Origin of the sequence: Maricaulis sp. (assembly GCF_034670125.1) — a bacterium.
GTDB lineage: Bacteria > Pseudomonadota > Alphaproteobacteria > Caulobacterales > Maricaulaceae > Maricaulis.
Window position 1 is genome coordinate 228,324 of sequence record NZ_JAXMOC010000005.1, and the last position, 17,551, is coordinate 245,874.

The following is a 17,551-nucleotide window of genomic DNA, read 5'->3' on the forward strand; positions in this document are numbered from 1 at the left end:
CGCAACCCGCAAAGGTTGCGCCCTCTTTCTTTACAACAGAAATAGGAATATTATCCCCGCCTGGGTGTAGCCATCTTAGCATCACGTCGGTCGCGGCCATCGGGGCGCCGCGTCAGAACGGGAGCGTTCGGATGAGCCGTATCATGTGCAGACTGGAAGAGGATGTCGCCCGGGCCCGACTGGCCCAGAGCGCTGTGGCCTATGCCTTTGGAATTTCCCAGCGCGAGCTGGAAGCGCCGACCCGGCGATCGCGCGAGGCCGCCCTGGCCCGCCAGGCGGCGATGTATCTCGCCCATGTCGCCTTCGAGCTGCCGCTGACCCGCGTGGCACTGGCTTTCGGGCGCGACCGCACCACCGCCGCCCATGCCTGTCACCGGATCGAGGACCGGCGCGATGACCGGGCCTTTGATGACTATATGGACGCGCTGGAGGCGGCCCTGCGAACCGCGCCGCGGCTGAGCGGGTTGCAGCGCCTGGCCGGTCTGGAACGCCTTGAACGGCCGGAGCGACTGACATGAGCGCGCCACGCTGGATGCGCGCCCTGGCGCGGCCGGGCGCCCGCATGGTGCCGCCCGGTGAGATCGAGGCGCGGGCCGTGGTGCTACCGCAAGGCGACCGCCGCCGCCGTCCGACCTCACGCCTGTCGCCCAGTCGTTTCGAGGAGGCGATGCGCTGTGGCTGGCTGGCCAGGCGGGACAACGGTCTGACCCTCTCTGCCGACGGGCAGGCGGCCCTGAAAGCCGGTACACGCGGCGAGGATCCCGACCCGGCCAGTCGACACCGTGAGATGGAGGAACGGCCGGTGATTGACCATGTAGGTCACGTCTCCACAGCAAGGGCCAATCGCCGCGAAGGCCCGCTCGGGCCCTGGCTCGATGGTCTCGAACCGCACCAGCGCCAGGCGGGCGAACGTTTCATTGCCGACTATCACCAATCCACCCTGATGAGCCCGGTCACCCGCAACTGGTCCCCCACCGCTCAGCGCCGCAGCGAGGGCCGTCGCCGTGGCCCCGAGGACGCCGCCTTGGGCGCCCTGGCCGCCAAGGAGCGGGTGATGGACGCCCTCGACGCCCTCGGTCCCGCCTTCGCTCGCGTCATCGAAGCCGCGCTGGTCCACGAAGACAGCGCCGCCGCGTTGGAGCGCCGTTTCGGCTGGGCGGCACGGTCCGGGCGCACGGTGCTGGGCCTGGCGCTGACACGACTGGCGGAGATCTATCGGCTGGTGTGAGGGGGGAGCGATGCGCTGTTGCCTCTCCACTCCATTTTTCCCGGGCGAAGACCCGGGACCAACGAAACCATCCGGCGAGCGACAAGTCCGCCGACGGTCCCGGATCGCGCCGAGGCGCCTCCGGGAAAAGTGGAGTGTGGGCGTCAAGGTTTGGCGCCAGCTCGCTCATCCCACCATAAATCCCTTGCCGAGATGTCGCCGTATCCGGTTTTCCAGGTCAAGGGCGCCGCACGCGCCGCTGCGCGGTTTCACCCTTGAGCTGGAAAACCGGATGCGGCCTGCTGGCCGACAAGCGATGTATGGATGCTTGCGAGCGGCGGCTCGGCTGTTGGAAATCACATCGCTTTTGTTATTCGTGCGGGATGTCCGGCAAAGGTCAGATGCACTGTGAAATCCCTAAACCGTCTCCGCTTCGCCCCGTATCCGGCTGATCATCGAGGCCAGACCGTTGGAGCGTTGCGGGGAGAGGTGTTCTGAAAGGCCGATGCGGGCCAGGACGTCGCGGGCATCTACCGACAGGATTTCCTCACCCGTTCGGCCGGAATAGAGCCGCACCATCAGCGCGGCGAGGCCGCGTACGATGTGGGCGTCGCTGTCGGCGCGGAAGGTGAGGGTGTTGCCGGCGGTTTCGGTGACCAGCCAGACCTGGCTGACGCACCCCTTCACCCGGTTGTCCTCGGACCGTTCGTCCTCGGGCATGTCAGGCAGGGCTTTTCCCATGTCGATGAGATAGCGATAGCGCTGTTCCCAGTCGTCCAGGAAGTCGAACTCGTCCACGAGTTCATCGATTTCGGTATGGATATCGTGTGCCGTCATGTCAGCGCCGACGTAGTGCGGGCGAGGCGGCGAGGCAAGCCGTCTGTGCGGTTTGCGGTCAGTTGGGACCTGCGGGGCGGTAAGGCAGGTCGGGTTGTTGCGGCGTGATCAGGACTTGGCGCGGGCCTGGGCAGTGGTCTGGGTCGGGCTTGAGTGGCTGGCGGTCTGGCGTTCCTGGTGGGTTTCGATGGCGTCACCGATCCGGTCCATCGCCATGCCGCCGAGGAAAGAGCCGAGGCGGGCCGCTTCGGATCCGGCTTCGCAGATGACTTCGTTGTCGACGCACCATTCAGACACTTTGGCCGACGCATCGATCCGCGTCTCCGCCGTATTGAACGGCAGGTCCATCGCTTCGCCCGCAAAATCCTGCGGAACAAAGAAACTGACGACAGCGACCCAAAAGGCAGCGCGCAGTAGAAACATCATCTTCGACCTCACTCATGACCGAAACCGGGTGTACCGGTCTCAATGCAGGATAGAGGCTAGGGAGAAAAATCAGGAATTGCGAGCGATTACAGGGCTTACCGAAAACGGTGTGCGAATTCGGTCCGCAGATTTTGTGTAAAATTGTCGACAAATTTGATCTTGTCCCTGTTCGGGACACGATTTGTTAAGGATTGGCCGGATTCGGCAAATCTTTCCGATCAAATTTGACTCAATTCGTGCTGCTTCCCAAACAGCGGCTGACATCCATCAGTGCGTGTTCGGCGATACAAAAACTGTCCTCATACATGAAATGGCCGGCCGCGACGCATTGCTGCAGGTCCAGCCGGACCCAGGCGAGGCAGCGTTCAACCACCGGATCGGACAGCAGTGCCTCGACCACCTGGTCGGTGCGGGCCGGGTCCCCCGTGCTCAGCGATTGCAGCGCGGCGACCGACAGGATGCGGCCGATACGGTCACGATCAGGGTCGGCGGCCACCTCACCCACGGTCAGGGTCAGCTGCGGCGCCACGGACGGGCGATCGGACAGGGGAACCGATTCAATCCGGTCAAACAGGGCTGACGCGGGCAGGCCCCGATCAAAGCCGCCGCTCAGTGTCATCAACACCTCATCGGTCATGTCGATCGGTTCGCTGCCCATGTGCGACAGCTCGGCCAGGCGGTCGGTGCGATCGCCATGGCTGCGATTGGCCCAGCGTTCGCTCTGCAGGTCATAGGCGGCGGCGCGGTAGCGCACCGACACATCCATGATCTCGGCACTGTCGGCGGCCATCGCGTCGACGACCGAGGCCTGGGCGTCTTCGGACGAGGCAAAGCTGGTGGCATAGGTCGGGTCATACATCAGCCCGGTCATCGCGGCTTCAGGGCCGTAATAATCTGCCAGCTCGCGCACTTCGTCGAGATATTCGGGATGGCGGGCGGCGATGATGGCGGCATAGGCGATCCAGGCACGGACCAGGCGCTCCTCGCCATAAAAGGCGGTCAGCCGGTTCATGGCGTCGTCGAGGTCCTGCCCCGAGGCAATCGGCGCCGAGTGCAGATCGGCGATCACGGAATGATAGGCGGCGTACTCGCCGGCCGAGCGTTCGATCAGGCTCGGTTCGCGCGGCGCGGGCTGGTCCAGTTGCAGGACCGGTGCGGTGGAGTCTGGCGCAGCCGTGTCCTGGACCGACAGGCCCAGACCCAAGCTTATCGCGCCAATGGCGAGGACAGTCGTCAACATCACACAATGCTCCCTTGAACCGATCTCATACTGCCTTGCCTTGCTTGCGCATCCAAGGGGTTCGCACCGATCAATTGTCGCCAGCCTTATCGAATGTGCCCGGTAAACGCGCAAAGTTTAAGATTCAGCATTTGTTAACGTCGAAGGCGAAGATTCCGGAGAGCTACAAAAGCGAGTCGCACCGGTTCAAGATGAAGCCGAAAACGCCTGCCATAACAGCCTGGTTCGCACGCCAGGGCGGAACGCTGGTCAACCTGATATGGCTTGGCACGCTGGCGGCTGCCTTGCCGCGGCTCTGGCCGATCATTGATGGCACCGCGCTGGAGAAGACCCTTCTGGTGGCGGCGATCGCCGCGCCGGCACTCCTGTCCTTCATGCTTGTTCCGCGCATGGACCGTGCGTTCGAGCGTTTTCTGCTGGCATTGGTGTGGACCGGATTTGCGGTCGGCGTGACCCTCACCGGGGGCGGCATCACCGGCATTGGTGTGCTGGCCTTCCTGCTGGCCCCGGCCATGGCGGCCGCTTGCGGCGAGCGCGACGGCGTGATCAAGGCGGCAGCCCAGTCGGGTCTGGCCGCCATTGTTGTCAGCGCGCTGCAGCTGACCGGATTTGTCGCCCCGGCACCGATGGCCGTGGAATTCCATCTGCCCTTCGTGCTGGGATGTGTGCTGACCCTGTCGACCGGCTTTGCCTTCGGCGCCCTGCGCGCGGTGCAGGACGCTGACCGGATCCGGGCCGAGGCCGAGCGTGGCCGAGTGCGGGCCAAGGCCTTTGACGCCTCTCCGGTGCCACTGATTGCCTGCGATGCCGACGGACATATCCTGGCCGCGTCCAAAGGGCTGCGCGACCTGTCGCCCGGCCTGCCGCGTGAGTTGAAGGGCCTGCCCCTGGCCGATCTCGGTTTTGATGATGATGATCGCGCCCAGCTGGCCGCCTCCGGCCGCCGCGCCGCCCTGCGCGATGTCGAGGGGCCCCTGGTGGTCCGTGGCCTGCGCGGCCACAGCGAGGACGTGATCGTCAAGACGCGGCCGATCCATGGTGGCTCGGTGGTCACCCTGTCCAAGGACAGCGGTCCGGCCCTGCAGGCCGCCCTGACCCAGGCCCGCCACGACCGCGAAGCGGCCGAAGAGGACGCCCGCGCCAAGTCGCAATTCCTGGCCTCCGTCAGTCACGAGCTGCGCACGCCACTAAATGCCATCATTGGTTTCTCCGACGTCATGAAGGCACGCCTGTTCGGGCCGCTGCCGGCCCGCTACGCCGAATATGCCGACCTGATCCATGAAAGCGGCCAGCATCTGATGGAGCTGATCGGCGACGTGCTCGACATGTCCAAGATCGAGGCCGACCGCTATGAGCTGGTCCGCGAGACCTTCGATATCGGTGAAGTGGTCAACCTGTCGGCCAAGATGATGCGGCTGCAGGCGGAAGAGGCCGGTATCAATCTCAAGATCAAGCGCCATGACGGCCCGCTGCTGGTCGATGGTGACCGCAAGGCCCTGCGCCAGATCCTGCTCAACCTCCTGTCCAACGCGGTCAAGTTCACGCCGAAGGGCGGTGCCATCGTGGTCATGGCTCGCGCCAGTGGCGGTCAGCTGGTGATGGCGGTCGGGGACAGCGGTGTCGGGATCGACCCGGAGGACACGGCCCGTCTTGGCCAGCCCTACCAGCAGGCCGCCAATGCCCGCGACATCGAAAAGCGTGGCACCGGTCTGGGCCTGTCGCTGGTGCGCGCCCTGTCGGAACTGCATGGCGGCTCGATGAGTATCGCCAGCCGCAAGGGCGAGGGCACTACGGTGACCATCTCCCTGCCCATCCTCGCCGAGAGCGATGCCGAAGTTGAAAACCATCCCGGCATGAATGTCCGCCAGCAAATCCAGCGTGCCCAGGAAGCCGGCCAGGACATGACCGTGCCGAAGACGGATGTGGCTTAGGCGCTGAGGCGGAAGCGGCTCAGATACCTCATACAAAACCTTGTCATCCCTGCCGGATGTCCGGCGCAGGCCGGACGCAGGGCAGGGACCCAAGGGGTCGCGACCAGCTAGGTCCCTGACTTTCGCCCCGCCGTCGCGGGGCGTCCATCAGGGATGACAAGGTTTTGTGGACCTAACCCTTCGGCTTGCGCTTCAGGGTCGCGCCTTTTTCGAAGGGCTTGCCGCCGTCCTTCTTGAAGCCGGGCTTCTTGCCGGCGGGCTTGTCATAGCCGCCGCCCTTTTTCTTGAAGCCACCGGCGGCCGGCTTGCGCTTGCGGGCCCAGGAGCTGTCCTCGCCCTTGTCGGGGCGGGCATTGGGATTGGTCAGGTCGCCAGCGGGGCGGGCCTTGGCAGCCGGGCGGTCGTCGCTCGAGGACGTCGGCTTGTCGGCACGCGGGCGGCGCGGCTTGTCGTCCTTTTTCCAATCGGACTTGTCGGCCCGGGGCTTCTTCTCCCAGGGCTTGTCGTCGCCCCCGACCGGGCTGTCGGCGCGGTCATAATCCGGCTTCGGCTTGCCCTTGAAGGGACGGTCGCCATCGGCCTTCTTGCCATAGGGCTTTTTGTCCCCGAACGGTTTCTTCTCATACGGCTTCTTGTCGCCATAAGGCTTCTTGTCGCCGAACGGTTTCTTGTCGCCGTAGGCCTTTTTCTCGTAGCGCGGCTTGTCGCCAGAGCCTTCACCCTCGCGTTCGCGCTGGTCGTGCGGCTTGCGGTCCTCATAGGCGCGCGGGGCGCTGTCTTCGCGATTGCGCTTGACCGGATAGCCGTCGCTGTCGGTCTCGCGATGGCGGGACTTTTCGCGGTGACGCATTTTCGGCGTACGGGCATCGGTCGGGCCGTCATTGGGACCGGCGCGCTCCATCTGCGAGCCGTCATCCGGGCTGACCCGGATATTGTTCTCGCCGCCACCGTTCTCGGCGAGGGCCTTGGCGAAACGGTCGGCATGTTCGGCGTCAATCTCGAAACGGGTCTCGGTCTCGCCGATCTGGATCGAACCGATCTCGCGCTTGGTGACATGGCCCAGGCGGCAGATCAGCGGCAGCAGCCAGCGCGGCTCGGCCTTGGCCTTGCGACCGGCCGACAGGCGGAACCAGACACTGGCCTTGAAGTTTTCGCGCGGCTTGCGCTCGGGACGGTCATTCTGCGCCGCCGGGCCGGACAACAGGTCCTCGGCAGACGGCAGGGTCGCCAGGCGGGCGCGCAGGAAGGCGGCGGCCAGTTGTTCGGCGGTGAACTTCTCGAGCAAGGCGTCGGTGTCGACCTTCATCGCCTCGTCGACCTCTTTGGTCAGGATCGGGTCGGCCATCAGGCGTTCGCGGTCGCGGGCGCGGACATCGTCCGAGCTCGGCGCTTCGGCCCATTCGGCCTGCAGCTTGGCATCGCGCAGAAGGCGATTGGCACGGCCGCGGCGGGTGTGCGGCACGATGATCGCGCAGACGCCCTTGGCGCCAGCCCGGCCGGTCCGGCCCGAGCGGTGCAGCAGCACATCGGAATTGGTTGGCAGGTCGGCATGGATGACCAGTTCCAGACCCGGCAGGTCGATACCGCGGGCGGCGACATCGGTCGCCACACAGACGCGGGCGCGACCGTCGCGCAGGGCCTGCAGGGCGTGGGTTCGTTCCTTCTGGGTCAGCTCACCGGACAGGGCCACAGCGGCAAAGCCGCGATTGCCGAAACGGGCTGACAGACGGTTCACCGCTTCGCGCGTGGCGCAGAAGATGATGGCGCGCTCGGCATCGTAATAGCGCAGCACATTGATGATGGCATTCTCGCGATCGGACGGCGCGACCGACAGGGCGCGGTATTCGATATCGGCGTGCTGGCCGCGCTCGGAGACCGTCGAGATGCGCAGGGCGTCTTTCTGGAAGCGGCGGGCAATGTCGGCGATGGCGCGCGGCACGGTGGCCGAGAAGAGCAGGGTGCGACGGCTCGCAGGCGCGGCGTCGAGGATGTATTCCAGATCTTCGCGGAAGCCGAAATCGAGCATCTCGTCGGCTTCGTCCAGCACCACGGCCTTGAGCTGGGACATATCCAGCGCGCCGCGTTCGATATGGTCGCGCAGACGGCCGGGCGTACCGACCACGATATGGCAGCCACGCTCAAGATTGCGGCGCTCGGTGCGCGGATCCATGCCGCCGACACAGGAGGCGATCTGGCCGCGCGCTTCGCCATAGAGCCAGGCGAGTTCGCGCTGGACCTGCAGCGCCAGTTCGCGCGTCGGCGCGACGATCAGGGCCATCGGCAGGTCGGGCTGGTTGAAGCTGGTGTCTTCGCCGAGCAGGGTCGGGGCCAGTGCCATGCCGAAAGCGGCAGTCTTGCCGGAGCCGGTCTGGGCCGAGACCAGCAGGTCACGCCCGTCGGCCTCTTCCGCGATTACGGCGGACTGGACTTCGGTGAGGGCAGAATAGCCCTTTTTCTCAAGCGCAGCGGCAAGCGCCGGCGCAATGCGGGGATTCAAGGTCATATATAGCTGTTTCCAGTGCCTAATGCCGGCCGCACCCATCAGCGACCGGGTTCCATCGTCGTCCCGGTAAGGGCGCCGATAGGGCGACTGGCCGGAATATGCGGGGCTTTAACACGAGATGGGCGGCAAAGGCCAATCCTGCGGCAGCAGGGCGGTCATGCAGATGTGGGGGTGAGCGGCGCGCATGCGGGGACAGGTATATTTAACGCGTGGCGCCGACGTTGGCGGTCGCTGTCGATGTGACGCGTTAAATATACCTGTCCCCATCTCCCTCGGGCCGTTTGAGGGCAGTCATTACCGAAGGCAAATTTCCCTGTCAAAATATTGCCAAATTCAACGTCGAGGGTCCCCGTGCCATCTTGAAATAGTGGAGAGATACATGCTTAATCTTGCACTCGCCTTTTTCATCATTGCACTGGTTGCTGCCATCCTCGGATTTGGCGGAATCGCCGCCGGGGCGGCATCGATCGCCAAGATCATTTTTGTTTTGTTTATCGTACTCTTCGCGATCTCGCTTGTGACCGGCCTTGTGCGCCGCCCCGGATCGAGTCGATAATCCAACGGCACCATCTGTTTTTCCGTTCTTCAAAAAGGAGATTTCATGTTCAGGAAAGCCATCCCGCTTGCCATTTCATTCACCGCGCTCGCCCTGGCCGGTTGCACCGACGGCGAGGCCGAGAATGCCGGCGAGGACATTGATGAGGTGATCGAGGACGTCACCGGAGAAGACAGCGAGGCGTTCGAGGAAGCCGGCGAAGAGATTGACGACGCCGCCGACGAGCCGTCCTGACTTCGGCATTTGCGTCCTGTCTGGACGAAGCGCCCCGCCGGCTCTTGCTGGCGGGGTGTTTGTCTGTCGGGGGGGGCGCGATCCGGACGCGCGTGGCGGAGAAAGGCAAGTTGGGCCGTCGCGACCGCTGAGCCTGCGGACCCTCAGGCTTTCGCCTTCGCCTTGTCCGCCTGCAGGATCAGCTTGCGATAGTCCTTGAGATTGCCGTCATAGCGTGTCGCCCGACCGTCCTTGACCAGCCACAGCTGGTCGGCCGTGCCTTCGGCGAGATAGACGTCGTGGGTGATCAGGACGACGGCGCCGCTATATTCGTTGAGGGCGTAGATCAGGGCTTCGCGGCTGTCGATATCGAGGTGCGAGGTCGGCTCGTCGAGAATCAGGATGTGCGGCTTTTCCAGCGCCATCAGGCCGAGCAGGAGGCGCACTTTCTCGCCGCCGGACAATTTCTCGATATTGGTCTCGACCTTCTCGTGCGGAAAGCCCATTCCGGCCGCCACGGCGCGGCAGCGCGACGGCAGGGCGCCCTCGGGCAGGGCGTCGCGGATATGGTCGAGCACGGTCTCGCCGGTGTGCAGCTCGTCCATCTGGTCCTGCGAGAAATAGCCGATCCGCAGGGAGCGCGCCGCGGTGCGTTCGCCGGACATCAGCGGCAGACGGCGGGCGATGGATTTGACCAGCGTCGTTTTGCCCTGGCCGTTGGCGCCGACAATGGCGATGCGGTCATCGGGATCAAGGCGCAGATCAACCTTGTCGAGAATTTTCGCCCCCTCGCCATACCCCACCGCCGCATCGCGCAATTGCAGCAGCGGTGCATTGAGCTTGTCGGTCGAGGTGGGAAAGGAAAACGGCGTCGTGCGCTCGGCGATCGGGATGGAGATATCCTGCATCTTCTCCAGCATCTTCACGCGTGACTGCGCCTGGCTGGCCTTGGAGGCCTTGGCGCCGAAACGGTCGACGAAGGATTGCAGGCGGGCCCGGTCGGCGTCCTGCTTGGCGCGCTGGCTTTCCAGCAATGCCGTCTTGGCGGCGCGCAGCCGCAGCCAGGCGTCATAGCCGCCCGGCGAGATCGACAATTGCTTGTGCTCCAGCGCCAGCGTGTGGGTGACGCAGCGGTTCAGCATTTCCCGGTCGTGCGAGACGATCACCACGGTGTGCGGGTATTTCTTCAGATAGGTTTCGAGCCAGGCGGCGCCTTCCAGGTCGAGATAGTTGGTCGGCTCGTCGAGCAGCAGCAGGTCCGGCTGGGAGAAGAGCACACCGGCAATCGCCGCGCGCATCCGCCAGCCGCCGGAAAACTCGCGCGTCGGGCGCGCCAGGTCGGCATCGGTAAAGCCCAGACCCATCAACACTTCTGCCGCCCGCGATTCCGCCGACCAGGCGTCGATATCGGCCAGGCGCATGAAAATCTCGGAGATGCGGTCCGGATCGGTGGCGGTCTCCGATTCCTGCATCAGCGCATGGCGTTCGGCATCGGTGGCCAGCACCACGTCCAGGATGGTCTCGTCGGACGGCTGGACCTCCTGTGCCACCCAGCCCATGCGGGCGCCGCGATTGAGCCGGATCGAGGCGTCCGAGGAGGGATGCTCGATCTCTTCGCGGATCAGTTTCAGCAGGGTCGACTTGCCGGTCCCGTTACGCCCCACCAGCCCGACCTTCCAGCCGGAAAAGATCTGCGCCGAGGCATTCTCGAACAGGGACCGCTCGCCAATGCGATAGTCGAGATTGGAAATCGTCAGCATCGATGCAGTCCAACGGGCGTTGAGGTGGCCGGAAAAAGGGGTGATCAAGGCCGGACATCAACGCTTCCGGCTCACCCGCGAGGCATCACGCCCGCGCTCTTGGCCGGGGTCATAGCGGGTGAGGGGCCATCCGGCCAGTGCGGGCTGCGGTGGGGGGCGATGAGGATCATCATATGCTTGTCATCCCCGCTGGATGTCCGGCGAAGGCCGGACGCAAGGCGGGGACCAACATGTTGCCATCAGCTAGGTCCCCGACTTTCGCCCCGCCTTCGCTGGGCGTCCATCAGGGATGACAACCGGGACGTCAGCTCCCTAACCCCTAACTCGGCACATCACCCCGATCGGCACTCAGCAAGAACGCGAGCGCAGCACCGAAGTCACCGATTTCGATATAATGACTGGCAACGATGTTGCCGTGGCGGTCCATCAGCTCGATGCGGGCGGTTTCGCGCGGGTCGCGGGCGGCGAGGGCGTCGGCGGCAGACATCGGGAAATCGAACAGGGTGGCCTGGTCTTCGCCGGCCAGTGTGGCGGCGGTGCGTCCGGTGTCGCGGCCACTGGCCCAGATCCGGGTCTGGGCAAAGCGGGGCGGGGTCCAGCGGGCCCAGGGCGCGTCGGTCGGGCCGGCATAGCTGCCGCCCATGGTGGCATCATACAGGGTGGGTTGGCGGTCCATGTCACGCAGCACGAGGATGGCCGATGTGGCGCCCGCACTGCCGGGCAGGGTGAGGCTGAGCTGGCGTTCGCCCTGGCGGGTGGTAACGCCGATCTTGAGATTGCCCTGGTCCTGCACGATCGACCAGACCGGCATGTCGGGCATGACGCCGCGGCTGGAGGTCCAGGTGAAGTGGGCGCCGGGGAAATCCATCGCCGGAATCCGCACCCAGCCGACAAAGCCTTCGACGACCCGGTGCTGCAAATCACCAACGGCCGGGTCATTGCAAGCGATGCCGGCGGCCTGGCGTTGCAGGTCGCGGGTGTAGTCTTCCAGCGCATGCAGGGAGACGCCTTCGCGCAGCAACAGGCCACGTGCCTGCAGGCGGGCGGCGTCCAGCGCGGTGCGCTGGCTGTGGGTGAACAGGCCGCAGCGGGTGTCGACGGCCATGGCCAGCTGACGCTCACCGAAAATGGCGGCGGCGGCCTCGTCCGCGGCGGCCGGCGCGGTTGCGCTGACCAGTCCCAGACCGAGACACAGGGTTTTGACAAAGGCGTTCATGACAGATCCCGCTTGCATGGGTTCTGTCTAGCAGGACGGGTTTGATGCCGCGTGAAGAAGGGTGGTTAATGCTTAGCGAATTCAATCGCTAAGATTGATCGATCAGTCGTCGACACGGACCTGTTTGCGACGCCCGAAGAAGCCGCGCATCAGCAGCAGGATGGCTGCACCGAACAATACGAAGGCGGCGTCGCGGGTATGGTCGACGGCAAATTCCTGGACCTGTTCGCTCAGCGTCGGCGCCACAACGGCATAATCCAGAGCGGTGACACCGCGGGCACTCCACACCGCAGCCCGGCCTTCCAGCGCGGTCCACAGGTTGGAGCGGGCCAGCGAGCGACCGGCCGCCTCGAACGAGGCCTGGTCCGGAGCCGTCAGCGTGGCGATCCAGCGACCCTCATGGGCCTGGTCGCGGAACAGCGAGGCGACACCGATGCCGACTTCCGTGCCGACGGCCGCGTCCCCGGCGTCCGCATAGGCCGCAGCGGCGAGACGCATCAGGCCCCGCTGGCCACGCGAGCGTTCGGCGGCGCGCAGGGCGGCCCGAAGCTCAGGCGGTGCATTGCGGTCGACGGCCGGAATCTGGGTCGAGGCCGGTCCGATGACCAGCAGGTTGTGATTGGCCGGCGCGGATTCGTCGGCATCGCCGTACCAGGCATACAGCCAGGCTTCACCGCTGATCAGGGCGGCACGGGCCAGCACCGACAGGGCGCCATGACGGTCGGCATCAAAACGGGTCGAGAACTGGACTGCGGTGCGCGACCCCTGGTCGGCACTGAAGGGCAGGCCGCTATCGGCAAAGGTGCGCAGGTCCGCTTCGGTGTGGACGCTGCGGGCATCGCGGATCTGGCGGGTGCCAAGCCGGGTCGCCGTCATCGCGTCGGCGGCAATGAAGCTGCGGCGATAACCGACGAAGGACCGCGCCGCCATCAGGCGCGCAGCGGCGGTGGCTTCATCCAGATTGCGGCCGGTGATGACCAGGTGGGGCACGCCGTCATGGCGATAGGCGATTTCCGGACCGGCGGAGCGGTCACCCGAGCGCAGGGCCGCCCGGTCTTGTGCGGCGAGGCGGTCATTGTCGGCGATGCGAACAATCAGGTCAGCGCCGTCGGCCTGGCTGGTGAACAGCGGCACCTGTCCGGCGCGCAGGGCCAGACCCTGGGCCACCAGGGCTTCCAATGTCACGCGCTCACGGCTGATATCGGTGATCAGGGCGATGCGGCGCGGTGCCGCGAAATCGGAGGCAAGGGCCGCTTCCAGGGCTTCCAGCGTCTCGATCGGGGCGACCGGCTCGAGCGTCAGGCGCAATTGCGAGCGGCGGGCATCGACGATCCAGCCCGAGGCCGGCGTGTCGGTGGAATAGGCAATCTCGAGCGTGTTCGGGCCGGGACGGAAATCGGCGGAGAACAGGGCGAAACGGGCTTCGATCGGGCGGGCTTGCGGGCGAATGGTGATCGCTTCGCCACCATTGACCGACACATGGATCAGGCCGGCCGTGCCATCGCTGGCCGGACGGGCCGCAAGACGCAACCAGGCTTGCGAGGTATCGACATGCGGCGGCAGGGAAAAGCGGATTTCGGTGCGTTCGCGCGAGGTGGACAGGATGAAGGCATCGCCGCCACCATCGAGATCGGCCAGGCTGCGTTCTTCCGTATTGACGGGAATCGCATCACTCGCTTGCACCTCAGTGCCAGCAGCTTGCGCGGTGTCCGGTGATGATGGCTGTCCCCAAGCCGCCAATGCACCTGACGCAACGATGGCCATAGCGGCGACCGCAGACGACAATACTCGTACAAACATGAAACGCTCCCTCACCCGTTTACAAACTATTAAGCAATTGGGCGGCCAGCAATCGAAATGAGTGTGCTGAAGACGAAATTCTGGGTAGAGGCCTTGATTCGCAGGGCTGAATTGGGGTTGGCGGCGGTTTATGTGATTCGCCGCGGAGACGAAGATGCCGGGGCTGTGCTCGTAAAGGTAGTGGTCGACCGGTCCCTGGCACAGCTTTATGTCCCGGCACGGGACGATCAGGGAGAGCGCGTCTGGTCGCGTCGCCCGGAGACCGATGAGGCCAGTCTGGATGCGTGGTGCCACAAGCGGATCGACCAGGATCCGGATCTGTGGGTGATCGAGATCGAAGACCGGCAGGGTCGGCATTTTCTGACCGAACCGGTCGAATTGCCGCGTCCGAAGTAGCCAATCCTTAACGGGACTGCGCTAAGGTCTTATCCACATACCGCTCAACTAGCTCCGAGATCGTCATGTTGTTTCTGTTCAACGATGTCGTTTTCGACCTGGGTGACCTGAAGTCGACCTTGCAATCCGAACAGCTGCCGCTGTCGCCCGCCCAGATCGAATCCCTGACCGCAGCCCAGCTCAACACCCTGGTGCGGGAAGCCGTATTCGCCAACCCTGACATTGCCAACAGCCGCCCCGACCAGGTGCAATACCTGATGGCCCTGATCAGCGTCGTCGCGCCGGGCGCGAACGCCTTGCTGGCGTTGTGCGCTGCCGATGCGGACAGCCCCGCCGCCGTCGGCCTTCGCTATGCCAATGTGTCCATCACCACGCTGGCCTCGTTATGGCGCGACCAGCAGGAGGGCCATCTGACGGCCAACCAGATCAATGACCAGGTCTGGCTTGCCGCGTGAGGTGGCTTGCCTAGCGGGGCGGTAACAGGGTAACCGGTCGGCTTGCATCACCTGTGAGCCCATCATGACGACCCCGACCCCAGACGCTCCGGAATGGGCGCGCCGCCGCTCTTTCGCGATCATCTCCCACCCCGATGCCGGTAAAACGACGCTGACCGAGACCCTGTTGCTGTCTGCGGGCGCGATCCGGCTGGCCGGCCAGGTGCGGGCGCGCGGCGAAAACCGCCGCACCCAGTCGGACTGGATGAAGATCGAGCAGGAGCGCGGCATCTCGGTCTCCGCCTCGGTGATGACGTTCGAACACCGGGCGCTGTTGTTCAACCTGCTCGATACGCCCGGCCACGAGGACTTCTCCGAGGACACCTATCGAACGCTGACGGCGGCTGACAGTGCGATCATGGTGCTCGATGCGGCCAAGGGTGTGGAGCCGCGGACCCTGAAGCTGGTCGAGGTCTGTCGCCTGCGTGACATTCCGATTGTCACCTTCATCAACAAGATGGACCGAGAAGCGCTGGACCCGGTCGACCTCCTGGAGGATATCCAGGACAAGCTGGCCCTCGACACCGTGCCGATGCAGTGGCCGTCCGGTTCGGGCAATCGTTTCAAGGGCGTGCTCGACCTGAAAACGCGCGAACTGGTCGGCTATCAAAAACCCTCCGACGATCGCGACCCGACCGAAGCCAGCCCGCGCTGGGCGCTGGAGGGTGACGAGATCCTCGACCACATCTCCGCCGAGGAACAGGCCGAACTCGACGAGGGCGCCGAGGTGGCGTCCGAGCTCTGCCCGGCCTTCAAGATGCAGAGTTTCCTGGAAGGCCACATGACGCCGGTCTTCTTCGGCTCGGCCTTGCGCGGTTTCGGCGTGCGCGAGCTGCTGGACGGTCTGGCCGACATCATTCCGGGTCCGGCCTCGATGCCGGCGATCAAGAATGGCCAGGCCGTGGAGCTGGAGCCGGGCGGCAAGGAAGTCGCCGGCTTCGTGTTCAAGGTGCAGGCCAATATGGACCCCAACCATCGCGACCGGGTCGCCTTCGTGCGGCTGTGTTCCGGCGTCTTCAAACGCGGCATGAAGCTGAAGACCGAGGCCGGCAAGCAGCTGACCGTGTCTTCGCCCATCCTGTTCTTTGCCCAGGACCGCGAGATCGCCGACGAGGCCTTTGCCGGCGACGTGATGGGCGTGCCCAATCACGGGACCTTGCGGGTCGGTGACAGCCTGTCGGAGACCGGCAAGCTGCGTTTTTCGGGCATTCCCAACTTTGCCCCGGAAATCCTGCGTCGCGCCCGCCTGGCCGATCCGCTGAAAGCCAAGCACCTGAAAAAGGCGCTGGAAAGCCTGGCCGAGGAGGGCGTGACCCAGCTCTTCCGCCCCACCTTGGGCGGCGACTTCATTGTCGGTGCCGTCGGGGCGCTGCAGATCGATGTGATGCGCGAGCGTGTGGCGGCCGAATACGGGCTCGAGGTCGATTTCGAACCGGCGCCCTACGAGACCGCCCGCTGGCTCAGCGGCGATCGCGCCAAGATCGAGGCCTTTGCCGACCGCCACAAATCGGCAATGGCCGAGGACATCAATGGCGATGCGGTCTTCCTCGCCAAATCGGCCTGGGAAGTCTCCTATTCGGAAGAGAAATTCCCCGACCTGACCTTCCACCGTGCCAAGGAGCGTTCGGCATGACGGGTTCCGCCGCCGCAAACTCACCCTCCACCGTCGACAGTGTGACCGGCCAGGCCAGTGAGCTGTGGGCCATTGCCCTCGATGTCTGGAACACCTCATTCCTCGGTGTCAGCATCGGTCAGGGCCTGTTGGCGATGACCCTTGTCCTGATCGGCTTTGTCGCCCGGGGCATGATCGCGCGCTGGCTGGTCGGGGCATTGAAACGGCTGGCCGCGAAGACTGAAACCGGTTTCGACGATGCCGTCGTCGACGCGATTGCCGGGCCGATGAAACTGGTCCCGGTGATCATTTCGCTCTTCTTCGCGCTGAACATCCTGCAGATCGGGGCAGAAGGCGCTGTCCGCGGTCACCAATTCGTCCAGTCGCTCGTGGTGATCGCCCTGTTCTGGGCCCTTCACAATGCGGTCGGACCGCTCTCGCACGCCCTCAAGGGCCTTCGCAATGCCCTGACCCCGGTGATGATCGACTGGATGACCAAGGCGCTGCGCATCGTCTTCATCATTGTCGGCGCCGCAGCGGTGCTGCAGGTCTGGGACATTCCGGTTGCCGGCATTGTCGCCGGTCTGGGCCTGTTCGGCGTCGCCATCGGCCTGGGCGCCCAGGACCTGTTCAAGAACCTGATCGCCGGCATCCTGATCCTGACGGAAAAGCGCTTCCTGCCGGGTGACTGGGTGAAGGTGGACGGGATCGTCGAAGGCACGGTCGAGGAGATCAATTTCCGCTCCACCGTGGTGCGCCGTTTCGACAAGGGGCCGGTCTATGTCCCCAACTCCAAACTGTCCGACAATGCGGTCACCAATTTCTCCCGCATGACCCATCGCCGTACCTACTGGATCATCGGCGTGCGCTATGATGCGACCGCCGGGCAGCTGCGCGAGATCCGCGACAAGGTGCTGGGCTATGTCGAAAGCCATCCGGACTACGCCCAGGCGCCGGACGTCTCGACCTTCATGCGGGTCGACAGTTTCGGCCCGTCCTCGATCGATTTCATGCTGTATTGCTTCACCAAGACCACAAACTGGGGTGAATGGTTGCGCCTGAAGGAGGAGCTCGCCTTCTTCATCAAGGAAACCGTCGAAGCCGCCGGCACTGAGTTCGCCTTCCCCTCGACCAGCGTCTATGTGGAAAGCGGCGCCGAGGTTTTCTCTCCGCCGGGTGATGATGGGGGCAAGGCTGTGTTGGCCAGTGAGGCGGGCAAGGGCTGACCGGGCCGCCGACGGCTCCGATGATTGTCATCCCCGCTGAATGTCCGGCGCAGGCCGGACGCAAGGCGGGGACCCATGTGATTGCAGGAAGCTAGGTCCCTGACTTTCGCCCCGCCTCCGCGGGGCGTCCATCA

General features: G+C 64.8%; 16 protein-coding genes. 9 read left to right on the forward strand and 7 right to left on the reverse strand.

Annotated features, from left to right (window positions below; translation table 11 throughout):
• Positions 1–131: 131 nt before the first annotated feature.
• Together VOI18_RS11555 and VOI18_RS11560 are read left to right on the forward strand one after the other, a co-directional pair.
• Positions 132–518 (forward strand): helix-turn-helix domain-containing protein, encoded by a 387-nt coding sequence (locus VOI18_RS11555; protein WP_323762569.1) that lies wholly within the window; start codon positions 132–134, stop codon positions 516–518.
• Positions 515–1,228 (forward strand): DUF6456 domain-containing protein, encoded by a 714-nt coding sequence (locus tag VOI18_RS11560; protein WP_323762570.1) that lies wholly within the window; start codon positions 515–517, stop codon positions 1,226–1,228. The genes VOI18_RS11555 and VOI18_RS11560 overlap by 4 nt, the downstream gene beginning before the upstream one ends.
• Positions 1,229–1,624: 396 nt before the next feature.
• Here the strand turns inward: VOI18_RS11560 and VOI18_RS11565 are convergent, their stop codons facing one another.
• From VOI18_RS11565 to VOI18_RS11575, 3 genes are all read right to left on the reverse strand, one after another.
• Entirely contained in the window at positions 1,625–2,044 is a 420-nt protein-coding gene (locus VOI18_RS11565; RefSeq protein ID WP_323762571.1) for a SufE family protein, read from the reverse strand.
• A gap of 108 nt (positions 2,045–2,152) precedes the next feature.
• Positions 2,153–2,470 (reverse strand): hypothetical protein, encoded by a 318-nt coding sequence (locus VOI18_RS11570; protein WP_323762572.1) that lies wholly within the window; start codon positions 2,468–2,470, stop codon positions 2,153–2,155.
• Positions 2,471–2,699: 229 nt separating this feature from the next.
• Complete coding sequence (locus tag VOI18_RS11575; protein ID WP_323762573.1) at positions 2,700–3,710, reverse strand: hypothetical protein; 1,011 nt, start codon at positions 3,708–3,710, stop codon at positions 2,700–2,702.
• A 191-nt stretch (positions 3,711–3,901) separates the two neighbouring features.
• Here VOI18_RS11575 and VOI18_RS11580 point away from each other — a divergent pair, with 191 nt between their 5' ends.
• Entirely contained in the window at positions 3,902–5,641 is a 1,740-nt protein-coding gene (locus VOI18_RS11580; protein ID WP_323762574.1) for an ATP-binding protein, read from the forward strand.
• A 172-nt stretch (positions 5,642–5,813) separates the two neighbouring features.
• Here the strand turns inward: VOI18_RS11580 and VOI18_RS11585 are convergent, their stop codons facing one another.
• On the reverse strand, positions 5,814–8,144 hold the full coding sequence (locus VOI18_RS11585; RefSeq protein ID WP_323762575.1) for a DEAD/DEAH box helicase: 2,331 nt from the start codon (positions 8,142–8,144) through the stop codon (positions 5,814–5,816).
• 379 nt (positions 8,145–8,523) lie between these two features.
• Between VOI18_RS11585 and VOI18_RS11590 the strand changes: the two genes are divergently transcribed.
• Positions 8,524–8,700, forward strand: coding sequence for a DUF1328 family protein (locus VOI18_RS11590; RefSeq protein WP_323762576.1), 177 nt, complete (start codon positions 8,524–8,526; stop codon positions 8,698–8,700).
• Positions 8,701–8,745: 45 nt separating this feature from the next.
• A complete protein-coding gene (locus tag VOI18_RS11595; RefSeq protein ID WP_323762577.1) occupies positions 8,746–8,934 on the forward strand; it encodes a hypothetical protein in 189 nt (62 codons plus the stop codon).
• A 143-nt stretch (positions 8,935–9,077) separates the two neighbouring features.
• Here the strand turns inward: VOI18_RS11595 and VOI18_RS11600 are convergent, their stop codons facing one another.
• From VOI18_RS11600 to VOI18_RS11610, 3 genes are all read right to left on the reverse strand, one after another.
• Complete coding sequence (locus tag VOI18_RS11600; RefSeq protein WP_323762578.1) at positions 9,078–10,673, reverse strand: ABC-F family ATP-binding cassette domain-containing protein; 1,596 nt, start codon at positions 10,671–10,673, stop codon at positions 9,078–9,080.
• Between the two features lie 319 nt (positions 10,674–10,992).
• Positions 10,993–11,889 (reverse strand): hypothetical protein, encoded by an 897-nt coding sequence (locus tag VOI18_RS11605; RefSeq protein ID WP_323762579.1) that lies wholly within the window; start codon positions 11,887–11,889, stop codon positions 10,993–10,995.
• A gap of 102 nt (positions 11,890–11,991) precedes the next feature.
• Positions 11,992–13,689: a hypothetical protein gene (locus VOI18_RS11610; RefSeq protein WP_323762580.1), complete on the reverse strand. Its 1,698-nt coding sequence runs from the start codon at positions 13,687–13,689 to the stop codon at positions 11,992–11,994.
• A gap of 57 nt (positions 13,690–13,746) precedes the next feature.
• Between VOI18_RS11610 and VOI18_RS11615 the strand changes: the two genes are divergently transcribed.
• The 4 genes from VOI18_RS11615 to VOI18_RS11630 all read left to right on the forward strand — a co-directional run bounded on the left by VOI18_RS11615 (position 13,747) and on the right by VOI18_RS11630 (position 17,417).
• Positions 13,747–14,085, forward strand: coding sequence for a DUF1491 family protein (locus VOI18_RS11615; protein ID WP_323762581.1), 339 nt, complete (start codon positions 13,747–13,749; stop codon positions 14,083–14,085).
• Positions 14,086–14,150: 65 nt separating this feature from the next.
• Entirely contained in the window at positions 14,151–14,540 is a 390-nt protein-coding gene (locus VOI18_RS11620; RefSeq protein ID WP_323762582.1) for a hypothetical protein, read from the forward strand.
• Positions 14,541–14,604: 64 nt separating this feature from the next.
• On the forward strand, positions 14,605–16,212 hold the full coding sequence (locus VOI18_RS11625; protein ID WP_323762583.1) for a peptide chain release factor 3: 1,608 nt from the start codon (positions 14,605–14,607) through the stop codon (positions 16,210–16,212).
• Positions 16,209–17,417, forward strand: coding sequence for a mechanosensitive ion channel family protein (locus VOI18_RS11630; protein WP_323762584.1), 1,209 nt, complete (start codon positions 16,209–16,211; stop codon positions 17,415–17,417). Before VOI18_RS11625 ends, VOI18_RS11630 begins: the two co-directional genes overlap by 4 nt.
• The last annotated feature ends 134 nt before the right edge of the window (positions 17,418–17,551 follow it).